General features: G+C 62.3%; 12 protein-coding genes. 6 read left to right on the top strand and 6 right to left on the bottom strand.

Features of this window, described 5'->3' with window-relative positions; translation table 11 throughout:
- Positions 1-687 precede the first annotated feature (687 nt).
- From cadB to pdxY, 3 genes are all read left to right on the top strand, one after another.
- Positions 688-2,022: a cadaverine/lysine antiporter gene (gene cadB / locus AACQ95_RS17750; RefSeq protein WP_043554782.1), complete on the top strand. Its 1,335-nt coding sequence runs from the start codon at positions 688-690 to the stop codon at positions 2,020-2,022.
- Between the two features lie 76 nt (positions 2,023-2,098).
- Entirely contained in the window at positions 2,099-4,231 is a 2,133-nt protein-coding gene (locus tag AACQ95_RS17755; protein WP_241279215.1) for a lysine decarboxylase CadA, read from the top strand.
- A 75-nt stretch (positions 4,232-4,306) separates the two neighbouring features.
- The gene (gene pdxY, locus AACQ95_RS17760; protein ID WP_241279216.1) at positions 4,307-5,167 is read left to right on the top strand and encodes a pyridoxal kinase PdxY; all 861 of its coding nucleotides are present in this window, start codon (positions 4,307-4,309) and stop codon (positions 5,165-5,167) included.
- A gap of 13 nt (positions 5,168-5,180) precedes the next feature.
- Here pdxY and AACQ95_RS17765 read toward each other — a convergent pair whose 3' ends face one another.
- Both AACQ95_RS17765 and AACQ95_RS17770 read right to left on the bottom strand, forming a co-directional pair.
- Positions 5,181-6,602 (bottom strand): MATE family efflux transporter, encoded by a 1,422-nt coding sequence (locus tag AACQ95_RS17765; protein ID WP_241279217.1) that lies wholly within the window; start codon positions 6,600-6,602, stop codon positions 5,181-5,183.
- A 106-nt stretch (positions 6,603-6,708) separates the two neighbouring features.
- Positions 6,709-7,617: a LysR family transcriptional regulator gene (locus AACQ95_RS17770; RefSeq protein WP_241279218.1), complete on the bottom strand. Its 909-nt coding sequence runs from the start codon at positions 7,615-7,617 to the stop codon at positions 6,709-6,711.
- Positions 7,618-8,121: 504 nt separating this feature from the next.
- Here AACQ95_RS17770 and AACQ95_RS17775 point away from each other — a divergent pair.
- Together AACQ95_RS17775 and yjeH are read left to right on the top strand one after the other, a co-directional pair.
- On the top strand, positions 8,122-9,417 hold the full coding sequence (locus AACQ95_RS17775; protein ID WP_043134499.1) for an HAAAP family serine/threonine permease: 1,296 nt from the start codon (positions 8,122-8,124) through the stop codon (positions 9,415-9,417).
- Positions 9,418-9,555: 138 nt separating this feature from the next.
- On the top strand, positions 9,556-10,836 hold the full coding sequence (gene yjeH, locus AACQ95_RS17780) for an L-methionine/branched-chain amino acid transporter (protein ID WP_241279219.1): 1,281 nt from the start codon (positions 9,556-9,558) through the stop codon (positions 10,834-10,836).
- A 61-nt stretch (positions 10,837-10,897) separates the two neighbouring features.
- Here the strand turns inward: yjeH and AACQ95_RS17785 are convergent, their stop codons facing one another.
- The 4 genes from AACQ95_RS17785 to AACQ95_RS17800 form a co-directional block, all read right to left on the bottom strand.
- The gene (locus AACQ95_RS17785; protein ID WP_241279220.1) at positions 10,898-11,434 is read right to left on the bottom strand and encodes a GNAT family N-acetyltransferase; all 537 of its coding nucleotides are present in this window, start codon (positions 11,432-11,434) and stop codon (positions 10,898-10,900) included.
- 81 nt (positions 11,435-11,515) lie between these two features.
- Complete coding sequence (locus AACQ95_RS17790) at positions 11,516-13,249, bottom strand: ABC-F family ATP-binding cassette domain-containing protein (protein WP_241279221.1); 1,734 nt, start codon at positions 13,247-13,249, stop codon at positions 11,516-11,518.
- Positions 13,250-13,631: 382 nt separating this feature from the next.
- Positions 13,632-14,069 (bottom strand): PliI family lysozyme inhibitor of I-type lysozyme, encoded by a 438-nt coding sequence (locus AACQ95_RS17795; protein ID WP_241279222.1) that lies wholly within the window; start codon positions 14,067-14,069, stop codon positions 13,632-13,634.
- Between the two features lie 124 nt (positions 14,070-14,193).
- Complete coding sequence (locus tag AACQ95_RS17800; protein WP_241279223.1) at positions 14,194-16,224, bottom strand: M13 family metallopeptidase; 2,031 nt, start codon at positions 16,222-16,224, stop codon at positions 14,194-14,196.
- 129 nt (positions 16,225-16,353) lie between these two features.
- Here AACQ95_RS17800 and tilS point away from each other — a divergent pair, with 129 nt between their 5' ends.
- A complete protein-coding gene (gene tilS, locus AACQ95_RS17805; RefSeq protein ID WP_241279224.1) occupies positions 16,354-17,694 on the top strand; it encodes a tRNA lysidine(34) synthetase TilS in 1,341 nt (446 codons plus the stop codon).
- The last annotated feature ends 15 nt before the right edge of the window (positions 17,695-17,709 follow it).

Genomic DNA, 17,709 nt, shown 5'->3' on the forward strand with positions numbered 1-17,709 from the left:
CTTGGGGCAGCCTGTTGCTTATGTGCCGTCTGGTGTGCAGCAGCCCGGCAATGACCAGCCTTGGGTGACCTGGCTGTCAGCCGCTTTCTTTATTCATGTCCCTATTCCTATCCCTGCCACTGACTCAGGGCCATGGCATCTTTGTCTACCCCTCAGGGTTCTGCCGTCGCCCTGCGCAGATGGCCGATTCAGGGCCCACTCCCTTCTTCACTCCGCTCGCGGCTGTGCCGTCCTGATGCTTGCCCTCCCTTCGGATTACCCAGTCAAGGGCGGCCATTGCCGGGGGCGTCCGCTCTGCATGGCGAGTCGGGTCTGGGAGGATTGCGAGGTTTCAACCGATGGCCTGGCCACGGGATCAGGGCAAAGGGGGGTTGAATGGGGCACCTCGTGGCTTCAAGGGCATCATGAAAAATATCAAGGTGTATCGACTGAGGCCTGACGGACTTCTCAAGCGGGGGGCTGGATATCAAGGATTTATCAAGGTGGCTTGTGGGTTGATATTCAACATTATGTTTTTAATGGGTTTTTATTGATTGATGTCGTGGGGCGAAAAAAGTTCACTCATGTTTTTATCCCTTAGCGGGTCTTTATGTTTTCCGGGGCACGGAGGCCTAGTCTGTGGCCATTCGTTGGCGGGACGCTCCGCCAAGCGTGTGTTTGATGACCTTTTATCGACCCGGAGATCTTATGTCCCTAGATACGAGCAAGAAGATTGGCCTCATCGCCTGTACAGGTGTGGTGGCCGGCAACATGATGGGGAGCGGCATAGCGCTGCTGCCCTCGGCCCTGGCCACTATAGGTTCCATCTCTGTATTCAGCTGGGCCATCTGTCTGGTTGGCGCCATGGGCCTTGCCTTCGTGTTTGCCCGCCTCGCTACCAAGAATCCGCAAGAGGGTGGCCCCATCGCTTACGCCGGCGAGATCTCTCCTGTGTTCGGCTTCCAGACCGGTGTGCTCTATTACCATGCCAACTGGATTGGCAACCTGGCCATCGCCATTACCGGCGTCTCCTACCTGTCGGTCTTCTTCCCCATCCTCAACAACCCGATCCCGGCAGCCCTGGCTACCATAGCGGCGGTCTGGATCTTCACCTTCGTCAACCTGCTTGGCGGCAGCTGGGTGAGCCGCCTCTGTACCCTGGGCCTGGTGCTGATCCTGCTGCCTGTGGTCGGTACCGCCGTGATGGGCTGGGGACATTTTGATACCAGCGTCTACAGCCAGAACTGGAACACCACCAGCGGCAGCGACCTGCATGCGGTCATCAGCGCCGTGCTGATCTGCCTCTGGTCCTTCGTGGGTGTTGAATCCGCCGCCGTCTCTTCCGGCATGGTGAAGAACCCGAAACGTACCGTGCCGCTCGCCACCATGCTGGGGACCGGTATTGCCGGCGTCATCTACATACTCTCCACCCAGGTGATCAGCGGCATGTTCCCGGCCGGTGAAGTGGCAGCCTCCGGCGCCCCCTTTGCCATGGCCTCTTCCGCCATCTTCGGCAACTGGTCTGCGCCGTTCGTCTCCGCCTTCACCGCCCTGGCCTGCTTCACTTCGCTGGGCTCCTGGATGATGCTGGTGGGCGAGGCGGGCAAGCGCGCCGCCCACGATGGCAACTTCCCGAAAATCTACGGCGAGCTGGACAAAAACGGCGTCGCCAAGAAGGGGTTGATCCTCGGCTCCCTCAAGATGACTGCGCTGATGATCGGCCTGACCGCCTTCACCTCCCAGTCCGCTCACGCCGCCGACCTGTTCAACGTGCTGACTACCGATGCTGTGCTGTTGACCATGCTGCCTTACTTCTACTCCAGCATTAACCTCATTCGTTTCGAGGGCATGACCTCCCGCAGCATAGGCACCATGATCTTCTCCGGCGTCGCCTGCGTCTTCTGTCTGGTGGCCCTGATGGGCGCCCAGGGCTCCAACCTCACCGCCACCTTCGTGGTGTCGCTCATCATCCTGATGTTCTACGCCAAAAAACAGGGCCTGCGTCAACACGACGCCCTGCTCAAAGAGCAAGCCAGCCACTGATTCCGTTTCCCTTTTCCGAGCGCTCTTCACTCACCATCCCTGATGGAGAGCGCCCCTCTACGTGTGGAGTATTACGATGAATATCATTGCCATCCTCAACCACCTGGGCGTGTTCTTCAAAGAAGAACCCATTCGCCAGCTGCAAGCCTCCCTCGAGCGTAAAGGCTTTCAGGTTGTATACCCGGTCGACGTGGCCGACCTGCTGAAGCTGATCGAGAAGAACCCCCGCGTCTGCGGCGCCATCTTCGACTGGGACAAATATTCCCTCGGCCTGTGCAAGGAGATCCACGATCGCAACGAGAAGCTGCCGATCTTCGCCTTCGCCAACGACCAGTCCACCCTGGACATTCACCTGACCGACCTGCGTCTGAACGTGCACTTCTTCGAGTACCGTCTCGGCATGGCGGACGACATCGCCCTCAAGATGGGTCAGGCTACTCAGGAGTATCAGGACGCCATACTGCCGCCCTTCACCAAGGCGCTGTTCAAGTACGTGGAAGAGGGTAAATACACCTTCTGTACCCCGGGTCACATGGGCGGTACCGCCTTCCAGATGAGCCCGGCCGGCAGCATCTTCTATGACTTCTACGGCCCCAACGCCTTCAAGGCGGACGTCTCCATCTCAATGCCGGAGCTGGGCTCCCTGCTGGATCACTCGGGTCCGCACAAGGAAGCCGAGGAGTATATCGCCCGCACCTTCAACGCCGATCGCTCCTATATAGTCACCAACGGCACCTCCACCGCCAACAAGATAGTCGGCATGTATTCCGCGCCGGCCGGCAGCACAGTGCTGGTGGATCGCAACTGTCACAAGTCCCTGACTCACCTGATGATGATGAGTGACGTGACGCCGCTCTATTTCCGTCCGACCCGCAACGCCTACGGCATTCTGGGTGGCATACCGCAGAGCGAATTCAGCCGCGAGACCATAGCCGCCAAGGTTGCCGCCACCCCGGGTGCCCAGGCTCCCCGTTATGCGGTGATCACCAACTCCACCTATGATGGCCTGCTCTACAACACCGGCTTCATCAAGGAGGCGCTGGACACCCCTTACATCCACTTCGACAGCGCCTGGGTGCCTTACACCAATTTCAGCCCCATCTACGAAGGCAAGTGCGGCATGAGCGGCGACGCCATGCCGGGCAAGGTGTTCTACGAAACCCAGTCCACCCACAAGCTGCTGGCGGCCTTCTCCCAGGCCTCGATGATCCACATCAAGGGTGACGTGGAAGAGGAGACCTTCAACGAAGCCTTCATGATGCACACCTCCACCTCGCCGCAGTACGGCATAGTGGCGTCCACCGAGATCTCCGCCGCCATGATGCGGGGCAACACCGGCAAGCGGCTGATCAAGGACTCCATCGATCGCGCCGTCTCCTTCCGCAAAGAGATCAAGCGTCTGCGTGATCAGAGCGAAGGCTGGTTCTTCGACGTATGGCAGCCTGACAACATAGACACAGTCGAGTGCTGGAAGCTGGATCCGAAAGACGACTGGCACGGTTTCAACGGCATCGACGATGACCACATGTACCTCGACCCCATCAAGGTCACCCTGCTGACCCCGGGCATGGGTCGTGATGGCAAGCTGCTGGACAACGGCATTCCTGCCTCCCTGGTCTCCAAGTTCCTGGACGAGCGCGGCATAGTGGTGGAGAAGACAGGCCCCTACAACCTGCTGTTCCTGTTCTCCATCGGCATCGATCAGTCCAAGGCGATGCAGCTGCTGCGCGCCCTGACCGAGTTCAAGCGCGGCTATGACCTGAACCTGACCATCAAGAGCATATTGCCGAGCCTCTACCGTGAAGACCCGAGCTTCTACGAAGGCATGCGCATCCAGGAGCTGGCCCAGAGCATCCACGATCTGACCTGCAAATACCGTCTGCCGGAGCTGATGTTCAAGGCGTTCGACGTGCTGCCTGAGATGAAGATGACGCCGCACGCCGCCTGGCAGCAGGAGCTGGCCGGCAATCTGGAAGAGGTGCCGTTGCGTGACATGGTGGACCGCATCAGCGCCAACATGATACTGCCCTACCCGCCGGGAGTACCGCTGGTACTGCCAGGCGAGATGGTGACCAGCGATTCGCTGCCGGTGCTCGAGTTCCTCGAGATGCTGTGCGAGATCGGGGCTCACTACCCGGGCTTCGAGACCGATATCCACGGCCTCTATCGTCAGGCCGATGGCAGCTACACCGTCAAGGTGCTGCGTTAATCGAGAGTGACAACAACGGGCCGAGAGGCCCGTTTTTCCCTGTGTTTTTTATCCATTTTTGCGTGAGTCGCCATCATGAAGCGAATTCTCTCCATTCAATCCCACGTGGTGTTCGGCTGCGCCGGCAACGGTGCCGCCGTATTTCCCATGCGCCGCATGGGCATGGAGGTGTGGCCCGTCAATACGGTGCAGTTCTCCAACCACACCCAGTACAGCGAAGGTTGGCAGGGGATGGTGATGCCCGGCGGCCATATCCGCCAGCTGATGACGGGGCTTGCCGACATAGGCGTGCTGGGGCAGTGCGATGCGCTCTTGAGCGGCTATCTCGGCTCGGCCGAACAGGGGGAGGAGATACTGGCGGCGGTGGCCCACCTCAAGGCGCTCAATCCAAACGCCCTCTATTTCTGTGATCCCGTGATGGGTCACCCCGACAAGGGTTGCATAGTGGCACCCGGTGTCAGCGAATTCTTTAAAACCCGGGCCTTGCCCCAGGCCGACATGCTGGCCCCCAATCTGCTGGAGCTGGAACAGCTCACCGGCCGCGAGATAAGCAATGTGCCCGAGGTGCTGGCGGCCTGTCAGCAGTTGCGCGAGCAGAGGATCAAGCTGGTGATGGTCAAGTATCTGGGGCGGGCCGGGTTAAGCCTGGACAGGTTCGAGATGGTGCTGGTGTGCGATGCGGGCGCGTTTCACATCTCGCGCCCGCTCTATGCATTTCATCGCCAGCCCATAGGGGTGGGGGATCTGCTCAGTGCCACCATGCTGGCCAATCTGCTGGCGGGACATGATCCCGTGCTGGCGTTTGAGCGCACCAACGCCAGCGTGGATGCGGTGCTGGCCCAGACCTGGCTGGCGGGCGCCTACGAGCTGCAACTGGTGGCAGCCCAGCAGGCGATGGCAGAGCCCGGGGTGCGCACCCGCGCCACCCGGCTTTGAGTCTGCGTAATGGCTAGCCGGCGCGGCGGGCCAGCTGGACTCCCTGACGGGCGCCGATCGGCTTGGCGTGGTGCGGACGCTGGGGTGTGCACGCCAGCTTGAGACGACGCCACTCCCGCCACAGCAGCCAGCACAGCGGCAGGGTCAGCAGCAAGACTGTGGTGGGCTGGGCCATCAGCACCCCCTCGCGGCCCCACCAGAGCGGCAGCAGGAAGATGAGCGGCAGCAGCAGCAGTGTCTTGGCCGCCGAGATGATCAGCGCCTGCTTGGTGCGGGCCATGGATTGCAGCAACACTATGCCGAACATGATGATCCCCTCCAGCGGAATGGCGCCGAGGTTGAGGGTCAGGCTGCTGACGGCCGCGGCAAGCAGCTCGGCATCCTGATTGCCGATGTAGAGCATGGCCACCTGGCGCGGCAGCAGCTGGATCAGCAGCCAGACCGCCATGCCATAGATGAGCGTGATCTTGAGCCCCATCTCCATCAGGAATTTCAGATCCCGATGGCGTTTGGCCCCTGTCGCCTGGCTGATGAGTGGCTGGATGCCGAAGGCCAGACCCTGCAGGATCACGATGAACACGGCCTCGGTGTAACCAGCCACGGTGAAGCCGGCCAGATCCTTGATTGCGCCATACGCCATCAGCTGGCTGTTGTGCAGCAGCAGCAGCAGCCCCAGATTGAACTGGGCGATCAGGCTCGGCAGACCGGTGAACAGCAGGTTGGGCATGGCCGGAAAACTGGGCACCATGTGGCGCCATGATAGGCGCAGTTTGGCATGACTGGTAAAGAAATAACCCAGGCCCAGCAGGCTGACGATCCCCTCGGTGATGAGCGTCGCCTGGGCCGAGCCCACCAGCCCCAGCCCCAGCCGGCCGACCATGAGGTAGTTGAGTACTATGTTGAGGATGGCGCCACTGCTGACCAGGATCATGGCCAGCCTTGGCTTGCCATCGTTGCGCAGCAGGTAGGGTACCGCCAGGTTGCAGGCCAGCAGCAGAGTGCCGCCGCCGATCCAGGTGAGGTAGTCACTGGCCTGTTTCCAGGTCTCTGTGCCTTGCTCAATCCCCAATGCCAGCAGTATGTCGATGTGCCAGTAGTAAAGCAGCAAGGGCGCAAGGGCCCCGAGCAGTCCGAGCAGCCAGAACGCATTGACCAGCGCCTGTCGGGCCAGCCGGATATTCTTTGCCCCCTGATGCAGGGAGATGGCGGTGGCCGCCCCCATGCTGATCATGGCGGCGAGCCCGATCAGCACCATGATGACGGGATAGACCAGGTTGATGCCGGCGAGGCCGGCGGCGCCCACGTAGTGGCCGACGAAGATGCCATCGACTAGGTAGTAGGCACCGGAGACCAGCATGGCCATGATGGAGGGGAGGGCATAGCCCCAGAAACGGCGAGTCATCGCCCGTTGGCGCAACATGAAGTAAGCAGACATATCTGTTCTCTTGGGGAGTTCGATTATCGAGCAGACAGTCTAGATTAATATCTTTTTGTTGATAATCCGGTTTCCATTTGATGAATTGCTGAGTCACGCTCAGTAATCATCGAGTTTGATAGTGTGCCTTGAGCATGTCTATCAGGGCGCGCAGGCCGCTGCCCAGCTGGTGCCGGCTGGGATAAAAGAGTGAAAATCCCACGAAGGTGGGGCACCACTGCTCCAGCACGCTCACCAGTGTTCCCTGTGCCAGCTGCTTGCTCACCTCCTCCTCCAGGCAATACGCCAATCCCAGCCCCGCCTCTGCCGCTCCCAGATAGAGTGCCGGCGTGCTGGTGGTGAGGGGCCCGGTCACCTCTATCTCCAGCATGGAACCCTCTTCCCCGGCAAACGCCCAGCGGTAGTGGTGAGAAGGGGTCAACCGGTAACCTATGCAGGCATGGCGCGACAATTCGCGAGGGTGTTGCGGGGTGCCGTGCCTGGCCAGATAGGCGGGGGCTGCCACCACCAGATAGCGCTGGGGCGGCCCGAGCGGCACACCTATCATCTCCTTGGGCAGCAGATCGCCATAAAAGAGGGCTGCGTCATAGCCATCCTCGATGAGGCGCGGCATCAGCTCCTGCTCCACCACCTCCACCTGCATGCGCGGGTAGCGCACCATGTAGTCGATCAACACCGGGGCCAGCAGCTCGTCGATGGCGCCCCGTGGCGCACTGATCTTCAGCCGTCCCACCGGCTCGTCGCTGTGGTGCGCCAGTTCGTCGAGGGCGCTCTGCAGGTGGTTCAGGGTGGGCAGCAACTGTTCGAGCAGGCGCTGGCCCGCATCGGTCGGCACCACGGCGCGGGTGCTGCGATTGAGCAATCTGACACCCATACGGGTCTCCAACCCTTTCAGGCTGTGGCTCAGTGCGGAAGCCGACACCCCGAGCTCGAGGGCGGCCTTGCTGAAACTCTGGTGACGGGCGACGGCGGCAAATACTGCCAGTTCGGCGAGGTCGGTACGGGTGATGGCCATATTAATTCAACGGGGAAATGTTGATGAACAGGGTACGACAGGGCACAGCGGCGCACAACTTGAGCAACAAACAGGCAAATGTAAGCAGTTTGTTGTACCCCAAAGGATATAGATACGGGTGAAACTACCTGAAATTGTTAATGGTTGTTCACAAAATTGGGCTGGCAACGTGATCTCTGACGCCAGAAAGGCGATTCCAGTCAAACTTTGGTTGATTAATTCAAAAAAACACTGTGCTCGGTAAGGGGATTTAATTAGAGTCAGCTCATCAGAACAAAGGTGCGTTAATGAGTTGTAACGGTTGACGTGCTTGCGGCCCTCGGGCTGATGACCCACAGACCTGTTTGTTGCAGTTTGGTTGCCACATGGAGTGGCGAGCAAGTTGCCGAGTCGGTGGGATGAGAATAACAGGGATGGACTGCAGGAGTTCCAGGGAGATGGAACGGGGCATTGCGCCCGGTTGACTAGATTTTTTCTATTTTCCTTGATGACAGGAACACCCCTATGTCTGACATGAACATTGCAGTTGAAGGCAGCTTAGCCAGTAACGCGTCTTCCCGTGGCATCAACAAGGCCGACCTGGTCTGGATGCTGGGCCTGTACGGTACCGCCATCGGTGCCGGCGTCCTCTTCCTGCCGATCAACGCCGGTGTAGGTGGACTGTGGCCGCTGCTGGCCATGGCCATCCTGGCCCTGCCGTTGACCTTCTTCGCACACCGCGGCCTGACCCGCTTCGTGCTGTCCGGCTCCACCCGCGACGGTGACATCACCGAAGTCGTGGAAGAGCACTTCGGCAAGACCGCAGGCAAGTTCATCACCCTGCTCTACTTCTTTGCCATCTACCCGATCCTGCTGATGTACTCGGTTGCCATCACCAACACGGTCGAGAGCCTGATGGTTCACCAGCTGGGCATGACTGCACCTCCCCGTGCCATCCTGTCGCTGGCGCTGATCCTGGGTCTGATGGCGATCGTTCGCCTCGGCGGCCAGTTCATCGTCAAGGCGATGAGCGTGCTGGTGTTCCCGTTCGTGCTGACCCTGATGGGCCTGGCGCTCTACCTGATCCCGCATTGGAACGGTGCCATCATCACAGAAGCGCCGGCACTGTCTGACGCCTTCAACGGTGACTTCATCAAGACCCTGTGGCTGGCAATTCCGGTAATGGTGTTCTCCTTCAACCACTCCCCGATCATCTCCTCCTTCGCGGTGGACAACAAGGGTCGTTACGGTGAAGGCGCCGAGAAGAAGTGCGGCAACATACTGCTGGGTGCCCACGTCATGATGGTCATGACCGTCATGTTCTTCGTGTTCAGCTGCGTACTGAGCCTCTCCCCGGCTGACCTGGCTGCCGCCAAAGAACAGAACATCACCATTCTGTCCTACCTGGCCAACCACTTCGACAACGCCTTCATCGCCACTGCGGCTCCGCTGATCGCCATGGTCGCCATCAGCAAGTCCTTCCTGGGTCACTACTTGGGTGCACAGGAAGGCATGAACGGTCTGATGGCCAAGGCGCTGCGTGAAAAAGGCAAGAAGGTTGATGCCAAGCAGCTGAACAAGGTGACCGCGGTCTTCATGATCCTGACCACCTGGGCGATTGCCACCATCAACCCGAGCATCCTCGGCATGATCGAAGATTTGGGCGGCCCCATCATCGCCATGCTGCTGTTCCTGATGCCGATGTACGCCATCACCAAGGTACCTGCCATGCGCAAATACGCTGGCAACATCAGCAACGGCTTCGTGACCCTGATTGGCCTGATCGCCATGTCCGGCATCATCTACAAGCTGATTGCCTGATAACTCCGGTTAGTCTGTTGAAAGAAGAAGCCGCCTCGCAAGAGGCGGCTTTTTTTGTTTGAGCAACGGATAGCCCTTAACAAGCAAGGAACTGCGGCCTAACATGGCGGGGTGTTTTTCCAGTCAGGACAAAAGGATATGTCTGCGTTGAAAAAAGAGCTGGGGCTCTGGCAGGGAATGGGGCTGCTCGCCACCTCACTGCTGGGGACCGGTATCTTCGTGGTGCCGGCGACCGCGGCGTCGCTGGCGGGGGGAGCCTCGCTCTGGGCCTGGGTGTTGCTAATCGTGCTGGTGCTGCCCATCGCCTTCACCTTCGCCCGGCTCGGCCGCCGTTATCCCCATGCGGGCGGGGCACCGCACCTCATCGGGCTCGCCTTTGGCAACGGCGCCGAGCGTTTCTCCGCCTTCCTGTTCCTGGCTGTGCTGCCGGTGGGCTTGCCCGCCGCCCTCACTATAGCCGCCGGCTTCTGGCACGCGCTGTTCGATCTGGGGGAGTGGACCCTGTGGGCCATCCAGCTGCTGACCCTGCTCGGGGTGTTTCTGCTCGGGCTGCGGGGAGCGCGCTCTTCCGGCAACCTGCAGTTGTTGATTGCCCTGGCCATATTGGGGCTGACCCTGCTCATCTGGTTCAAGGGGGATCTCAGCTGGCGCGACGCGGCCCAGCCACTACCGACGGCAGCTGAGTGGCCTGCCATGGGCACGGCGCTGGCGGTGATGTTCTGGTGCTTCGTGGGGCTGGAAGCCTTCGCCCACATGGGGGAGGAGTTCAAGCGGCCACAGCGGGACTATCCGCTGGCCCTGCTCGGTGGCGTGCTGCTGGCGGGGCTGATTTACTGGGTCCACTCGCTGGTGGTGCTCAAATATGGTCTCTATGGCGACGAGGCGACCAATGCCACCGCCATCCCGGCCCTGCTCTCCCTGCTGTTCGGCCCCACCGCCAAGTGGCTGGTGGCCATTTTGGGCTACCTCTCCTGCTTTGCCAGCATCAACATCTACCTGCAGGGTTTCGCGCGCCTCATCTGGAGCATGGCGCGGGAGGGCAAACTGCCGGTCTCCCTCTCTCGCCTCTCGGCCCGGGGGGCGCCGCTCAATGCCCTGTGCTGGGTGCTCGCCATCTGCCTCGTCTCCATCACCTTGATCCTCTGGCTGCGACTGCCGCTCGATGAGCTGATCCGCTACGCCAACGGCAACTTCGTGCTGGTCTATCTGCTCTGCATGGCGGCGGGCTGGCGCCTGCTCGGCGGCATGGGCAAGGGGCTGGCGGCCTTGAGCGTGCTGCTCTGCCTCGCCGTGCTGGTGGCGCTCGCCTCCCAGGTGCTCTATGCGGTGCTGCTCACTCTGGGGTATGGCTGCTTCTCGTTGTGGCGGCGCAGACGTCGCTGCACTCTGGCCACCGACAACATCTGCGCCATCAAGTAACCGACCCGATAAAAAGCCCCGCAGTGCGGGGCTTTTTGCTGGCTATCAGATGCGGTTGTGCTCAAGGGTCTGGCAGGTCGCTGCGCAGCAGGGCGTAGTGCTGCAGGGAGATAAACTGCTCCCCCTTCCACTCGCATTCCCGAGCCGTCCCCTCGTAGCGAAAGCCGGCCCGCTCGAGCAGGCGAGCGGAGGGGAGGTTTGGCTCCTCTACCACCGCCAGCAAGCGGTGCAGCTCTGTGGTGCGGTAGACGAGGGCCAGAAACTGCCGCAATGCCGCCTGCATGATCCCCTGGCCCCAGTACTCGGGATAGAGCCAGTAGCCGAGCTCGGCCCGTTTGTGCTGCGGGTCGGCATCGTTGTAGCCGATGGCCCCCAAGGGATCGCCGGTTTGCTGGCAGCGGATCAGGAACCAGGCCCCGCTCTGGCACTGCGCTATCTCGGCGTACCAGCGCATCTGGGCCTGGCACGCCTCCATGGTGTCATAGCTGATGCCGTAGCAGGCGATGACCTTGGGATCCGACAGACCGCGGTAGATGTGAGGCAAGTCGGCATCCGTGACAGGGTCGAGCCTGATCCCGGGTTGTCGTGGTGAAGGCATAATGTGCTCCTTGCGGCCAGCCGTGGCCGGCCGCGTGAGTTGAGTGCAAAGGCGGAATAAAAGCGCGGATCGCTGCTTGTCTCAGGGTTCGGAAAGACCCAGCAAGTCGGCAAGCCTGCCCAGCTCATCGCGCCAGCCCTGTTGCAGGCGCGGGGTTTGATGCTTGGGCTTGCGGGCGAGATCGGCGGCAAGCAGGGCATCCAGCTCGTACCAGCGCGCCAGTTGAGCCTCGTCATCGTGCTCCGGCATGGGATCTTCCCCCCTGGCGTCATTGGCCTGGGCGTCGGCGGCGGGCCGATCGGGCGCATCGCCGAGCAGTTCGGCATAGGCCCGCTCGGCGCTGTGGGCCTCGTGGATCCGGCCCTGCCTGATCACCCAGAAGCGGTTGCAGCTGCGCTCGATCAGATCCCGGTCGTGGGAGACAAGCAGCACGCCGCCGGCAAAGCCGGTCAGTGCCTCGGCCAGCTCCTCCTTTCCTGCCAGATCCAGATGGTTGGTGGGTTCATCGAGCCAGAGCAGATGGTGACTCGCCAGCGACAGGGCGAGAAACAACAGTCTGGCCCGCTCGCCCCCGCTCAGGGTCGCGACGCGCTGGCCGTGGCGGGAGTAGGGGAAGCCCGCGCGGATCAGCGCCTGGCGCAGCGTTACCTCCGGCAAAGGTGCCAGCGGATAGAGGGCATCGGTCAGGGTGGCGGCGTCGTCCAGTTGCTGCAGGGACTGATCGTAGTAGGCGATGCTGGCGCCAGGGTGGCGATACCAGCCCTCAGCCGGTCGTTGGTCGCACACCTCGCCCCAGCACTGGCGCAGCAGGGAGGACTTGCCCGTGCCGTTGGCGCCGAGCAGGGCGACCCTGTCGCCGGCGCGCAGCCAGAGATCCTCGGCCCGCAGCAGCGGCGGCAGGCCGGGGGCGGGGCGCACGTCGAGGGCGTCGAGTCGCAGCAGGGCATCGGCGGGCAGTGCCTGCCCGTGCAGCTCGAGGCGCCAGGGCGCGTCCACCCCGACCACGCTCTGCTCCTCCTGCAGCCTGGCCACCCGTTTCTCCATGGACTTGGCCTGGCGCACCAGCTTCTCGTTGTCATGCTCCCGCCCCCAGATGGCGAGGCGCTTGCTGCTGGCGCTCAGGCGGTCGATCTCTTTTTGCTCGTCGGCCCGGCGCAGGCGGGTTTGCTCGTCCTCTTCGGCCAGGGCCGCCCTGGCCTGACTGCAGGGCAGGGCGAAGCGATGAAGCCGCCTATCCCGCAGGATCAGCGTCTCGCGGGTCACCCGATCGAGCAGGCGACCATCGTGGGAGACCAGCACGAAGGCGCCACGCCACGCCAGCAGGAAGCGTTCCAGCCAGAGCAGGGCGGGCAGATCCAGGTGGTTGCTGGGTTCGTCCAGCAGCAGCAGGTTTGGCTGGTGCAGCAGGGCGCGGCCTATCTGCAAACGGGTGTGCTGGCCGCCGCTCAGCGCGCTGACCGGGAGGTCGGCCTGCTCGGCCAGTTGCAGCTCGGTCAGCATCTTGTCCACCTGCCAGGCCTGGTCAGCCTCGTTGGCCAGCGCATCGAGCAGCACGGCGCGGGTGCTGAGCGCTTGCAGTTGCGCGGGCAGGTGCTGGGCCACGAATTCACAGCGGCAGGGGGTGGCCTTGTGTATGCGGCCGTCATGGGGCTGGCGCTGACCGGCCAGCAGGGCGAGCAGCGTGCTCTTGCCACAGCCATTGGCGCCTATGAGGCCAATGCGATCACCGCTGCGGATGCTGAGGTCCAGGTTGTCAAATAATGGAAGGTGCCCCGCACTCATTTGCAGGGAATGGGTACTCATCAGGGTTGTCATGCTCTTGCTCTCTTAAATGGCGGGATCGAAGATCCCTGTCATCAGGAGCGCTGGCGACAACGGCAGAGTCGAGAAAGGTCTCGGTTTGGAAGGGAGTCGGCTTTGCTCGAACCCGCTATCGCAGCGCGATGGTATGCAGGCAAGAGCACGCGAATGTGCCGAACAGGCGGGCCGAGAACATCGGACACGCTTGGATAACCATTTTTTACCTCCTTATTTTTCGCAATGGCAAGGTGGGGCGATTATAAACGCAGAAAAAATAGCCGTCCATCGGGGCGCAGGCCCCTAGCCGGGCGGCAAGGAGGCGGGAAAGGGCGTCAGCGTCTGTCACCGACAAGGCAGCAGCCCCGCATTGCGGGGCTGCCTCATGGCGTGTGATTAATTAATCGCGGGGGGTCTTGAGCGCCTGGATCACATCTTCCGTGGGAGCCAGCTCTTCCACGTGGTTGAAGCTGTCGAGCCCCTCTTGCGGATGTATGGTGAAGGCGTCGGCGCTCAGGTAGCTGCCGCTGCCGGCGCTCTCCACGATGACGATGAGCTCGGGCTGCTTGTCACCGTTGAGATCCTGCAGTTTGAGCTCCTTGATGGTGCCATCGCGCGCCAGCACCTTGCCGTCGATGAACTGATCGAGGGGGAACTGGGGGTTGGCACCTGAGTAGAGGCGCACGTCGTAGCTGCCGATGGAGGCGGGTTCACCCCGTCCCTCGCTGACGGTGATCACCTGGCCGGAGGGCAGCGTCAGCTGTTTGAAGAATCCCTCCGCCGCCTGGCCAGTCAGTGGCAGGGTGAGCAGGCCGAGTGTCATGAATAAGGCTTTCATCGTTGTGACCCTTGTTGCTGCGGTGACGGGTGGCACGCCTGCCCGTCACGGATGTGAATGTGTGGGCCGGGTTCGGGGCATGCCTCTGCCCGGCTCTCTTTCTCTTCCTCGCCGGAGGCGGTCATTACCAGATCTTGACCCGTTTGGCCGGGGCCAGATAGAGCTTGTCACCCGGCTGTATGTTGAACGCCTCGTAGAAGGCGGGGATGTTAGGCACCACGCCGTTGACCCTGTACTCGGGCGGAGAGTGGGGATCCGAGGCGAGCAGCATCTGCATCAGCTCGGGGCGATACATGCCCTTCCACACCTGGGCCCAGCCGAGGAAGAAGCGCTGCTCGCCGGTGAAGCCGTCCAGCACGGGGGCTTCCTCGCCCTTGAGCGACAGCTCGTAGGCCTTGTGGGCTATGGTGAGGCCACCCAGATCGCCTATGTTCTCCCCCAGGGTGAACTGGCCGTTGACAAACTGGCCATTGATGGGCTCGAAGCGGTTGTACTGGGCCACCAGCCGGCTGGTACGGAAGCGGAACTCCTTGAGATCCTGCGGCGTCCACCAATCGCGCATCAGGCCGTCGCCGTCGGACTTGGCTCCCTGATCATCGAAACCGTGGCCCATCTCGTGGCCGATCACTCCGCCGATGGCGCCGTAGTTGACCGCATCATCCGCCGTCAGGTCGAAGAAGGGGGGCTGCAGTATGGCGGCCGGGAAGACGATCTCGTTGTTGCTCGGGTTGTAGTAGGCGTTCACCGTCTGCGGCGACATGTGCCACTCGTCTCTGTCTACCGGCTTGCCGAGGCGTGCCAGGTTGTCGGCATACTCGAAGGCGTGAGCCCGCTGCAGGTTGCCCAGCAGATCGCCCTGGCGGATCTCGATGGCGCTGTAATCCTTCCACTTGTCCGGGTAGCCGATCTTGGGCCTGAACTTGGCCAGCTTCTCCAGTGCCTGGGTCTTGGTGGCCGGCGACATCCAGTCCAGCTCCTGAATGCTCTGGCCGTAGGCGGTGCGCAGGTTCTCCACCAGCTGCTCCATGCGGGCCTTGGCCTGGGGCGGGAAGTAGCGCTCCACGTAGAGCTGGCCTACTGCCTCGCCCAGGTGATCGTCCAGCACGCCGAGGGCGCGCTCCCAGGGGGCGCGTTGCTTGGGTGTGCCGCTCAGGGTGGTGCCAAAGAAGGCGAAGTTCTGGGCGTCGGTCTGGCTGTCGAGATAGGGGGCGTAATCCGTGATGAGCTGCCACTTGAGGTAGGCTTGCCAGTCGCCGATCGGGGTCTGCTGCATCAGGCCATCGAGGGCGGCGAGATAACTCGGCTGGCCTATGACCAGGCTGCTCTGACCGGCGAGGCCGGCCTGATCCAGGTAGCCATCCCAGTCGATATGCGGAGCGAGGCGCTTGAGCTCGCTCTGGGGCGCCTTGTTGTAGTTCTTCTCCCGATCCCGCAGGGCCACGTTGTCCCACTGGATCTGGGCGAGTTTGGTCTCAAGGGCCAGGATGCGCTGGGCCTTGGCCTTGGCATCCGCCTCACCGAAACGGGTCAGCATGCCGGCGATGTGCTGCTCGTATTTCTGCCGCAGCGCCTGGCTGTTGGGGTCGGTTTTGAGGTAGTAATCCCGATCCGGCAGGCTGAGCCCGGATTGATAGAGGTAGACCGCATAGCTGTCCGGCGCCTTGGCATCGGCGTCGATCCAGAAGCCGAACGGGGCGCCACCGCCAGTGCGACCGCTCTGGGCAAAGGCCCGGGCCAGCCCGCTCCGATCGCGGATCTGATCGATCTCGCTCAGCAGGGGCAACAGCGGCGTGGTGCCCTTGGCATCCCGGCTGCCCTGATCCAGATAGCTCTGGTAGAGATCGTGGATCTGCTGGGCCGGGGTGCCTGCCGCCGCCTTGCCGTCGAGCCCCTCGACCAGCACCCGCACGTCCGCCAGTGACTTGTCCCGCAGCAGGTAAAAGGCACCGTCGGCGGGCCTGTCGTCCGGGATCTTGGCGGTGGCCAGCCAGTGGCCGTTCACGTAGCGGAAGAAGTCGTCACCGGGTTTGACCCGGGTGTCCATGTTGGCCAGCGCGAGGCCGGAGTGTTTGTCTGCTGTGTCCGACGCCTGACTACAACCGGCCAGCAGGGCCAGTCCGATGAGGCCGGCCAGCATGCTTTTTTTATTGTTCATCTTGTTGGATTCCAATTCGGGTTATTCAGCTTCCTGGCCCAAACAGGGCAGTTCTTCACTCTAACAGTCGGGTTGCAGCTTGATAAGCCCGACTCTGCTAAGATCGGCCTGGTCGTTTTGGGGAAGCCTATGATTTCTCGTATTTATTCTCGTTTTTGTCAGACCCTGCCAGCGCCGGAAGGTTCCCGGGGCCTGTTGGTTGCCTTCAGTGGCGGGCTCGATTCCACCGTATTGCTGGTGCTGGCGGCGCAGTTTGTCCGCGAGCAGGGGCTGGTGCTGCGCGCCCTGCACGTGCATCACGGCCTGAGCCCTCACGCCGATGCCTGGGTAACCCATTGTGAAGCCGTGTGTCAGCAACTGGCGGTGCCGCTCATGGTCGAGCGGGTACAACTGGTGCGTGGCAATGGCGAGAGCCTGGAGGCCCAGGCCAGGGAGGCCCGCTATCAGCGGCTGGCCGCCAGCCTGGGGGCCGGGGAGTGGCTGCTCACCGCCCATCATCAGGACGATCAGCTGGAGACACTGCTGCTGGCCCTCAAGCGTGGCGCCGGCGTGCGCGGCCTGGCGGGCATACTGCCGAGTCAGCCGTTTGCGGCCGGCCTGCTGCTGCGCCCCTTGCTTGAGATCAGCCGGGCCGAGTTGGCCGAGGTGGCCCAATCGCTTCCTTACGGCTGGGTGGAGGATGAGAGCAATCAGGATGTGAGCTATGACCGCAACTTCCTGCGCCAGACGCTTATCCCGCAGCTCAAGGCGCGCTGGCCCGCCATGGCCCGCACCGCCGCCCGCAGCATGGCGCTGTGCGCCGAGCAGGAGACGCTGCTGACCGAGCTGGCCGAAGCGGACTGGCGGCTGGCCGGTGAAGGGAGTGCCCTGAATATCGAGCCGTTGCACGGGCTCTCGGCGACCCGGCGCAACAACCTGCTGCGCTACTGGATCCGTCGGCTGGGGGGCGAGATGCCCTCCCGGGATCAGCTGGCTCTGCTGTGGCAGGAGGTGGCGCTGGCGCGAGAAGACGCCAATCCGCAGTTCAGCTTGAAGAGTCTGGATTGTCGCCGCTTTCAGGGCCGGCTCCATCTGGTCAAGCCTGGGCTGGCGCCCTGTCACGAGCAGCTGATGGTGGCGGTTGGCGAGTCGGTCGCCTTGCCGGACGGGCTGGGACAGGTGCAGCTAGCGCTGCGCCAAGGCGGTGAGGGGTTGAGGCTGCCCACCGCGCGGGAGCCAATGTCGGTGCGTTTTCAGGTGACGCCCGGGGTCATGCTCAAACCCGTGGGGCGCAGCGGCAGTCGGCGCTTCAAGAAGTTGCTGCAAGAGTATGGGGTGCCCTCCTGGCAGCGGGGGCGCATCCCCATCCTCTATTACGGCGAGCAGGTGGCGGCGGTGGCCGGACTCTTTATCTGTGACGGATTCATGACGCGAGCCGCCGGTCTGGAGTGGCACTGGCTGCCAGCGGCGGACAGCTGGATCCCTGAGTGAATCGGGTTCGCCATC

The sequence above is a fragment of the Aeromonas sp. MR19 genome (assembly GCF_963899305.1).
GTDB classification, from domain to species: Bacteria; Pseudomonadota; Gammaproteobacteria; order Enterobacterales; family Aeromonadaceae; genus Aeromonas; species Aeromonas bestiarum.

Coding starts and splice junctions, on each gene's coding strand:
- cadB (WP_043554782.1), top strand. CDS start 688: ATGTCCCTAGATACGAGCAAGAAGATTGGCCTCATCGCCTGTACAGGT.
- AACQ95_RS17755 (WP_241279215.1), top strand. CDS start 2,099: ATGAATATCATTGCCATCCTCAACCACCTGGGCGTGTTCTTCAAAGAA.
- pdxY (WP_241279216.1), top strand. CDS start 4,307: ATGAAGCGAATTCTCTCCATTCAATCCCACGTGGTGTTCGGCTGCGCC.
- AACQ95_RS17765 (WP_241279217.1), bottom strand. CDS start 6,602: ATGTCTGCTTACTTCATGTTGCGCCAACGGGCGATGACTCGCCGTTTC.
- AACQ95_RS17770 (WP_241279218.1), bottom strand. CDS start 7,617: ATGGCCATCACCCGTACCGACCTCGCCGAACTGGCAGTATTTGCCGCC.
- AACQ95_RS17775 (WP_043134499.1), top strand. CDS start 8,122: ATGTCTGACATGAACATTGCAGTTGAAGGCAGCTTAGCCAGTAACGCG.
- yjeH (WP_241279219.1), top strand. CDS start 9,556: ATGTCTGCGTTGAAAAAAGAGCTGGGGCTCTGGCAGGGAATGGGGCTG.
- AACQ95_RS17785 (WP_241279220.1), bottom strand. CDS start 11,434: ATGCCTTCACCACGACAACCCGGGATCAGGCTCGACCCTGTCACGGAT.
- AACQ95_RS17790 (WP_241279221.1), bottom strand. CDS start 13,249: ATGACAACCCTGATGAGTACCCATTCCCTGCAAATGAGTGCGGGGCAC.
- AACQ95_RS17795 (WP_241279222.1), bottom strand. CDS start 14,069: ATGAAAGCCTTATTCATGACACTCGGCCTGCTCACCCTGCCACTGACT.
- AACQ95_RS17800 (WP_241279223.1), bottom strand. CDS start 16,224: ATGAACAATAAAAAAAGCATGCTGGCCGGCCTCATCGGACTGGCCCTG.
- tilS (WP_241279224.1), top strand. CDS start 16,354: ATGATTTCTCGTATTTATTCTCGTTTTTGTCAGACCCTGCCAGCGCCG.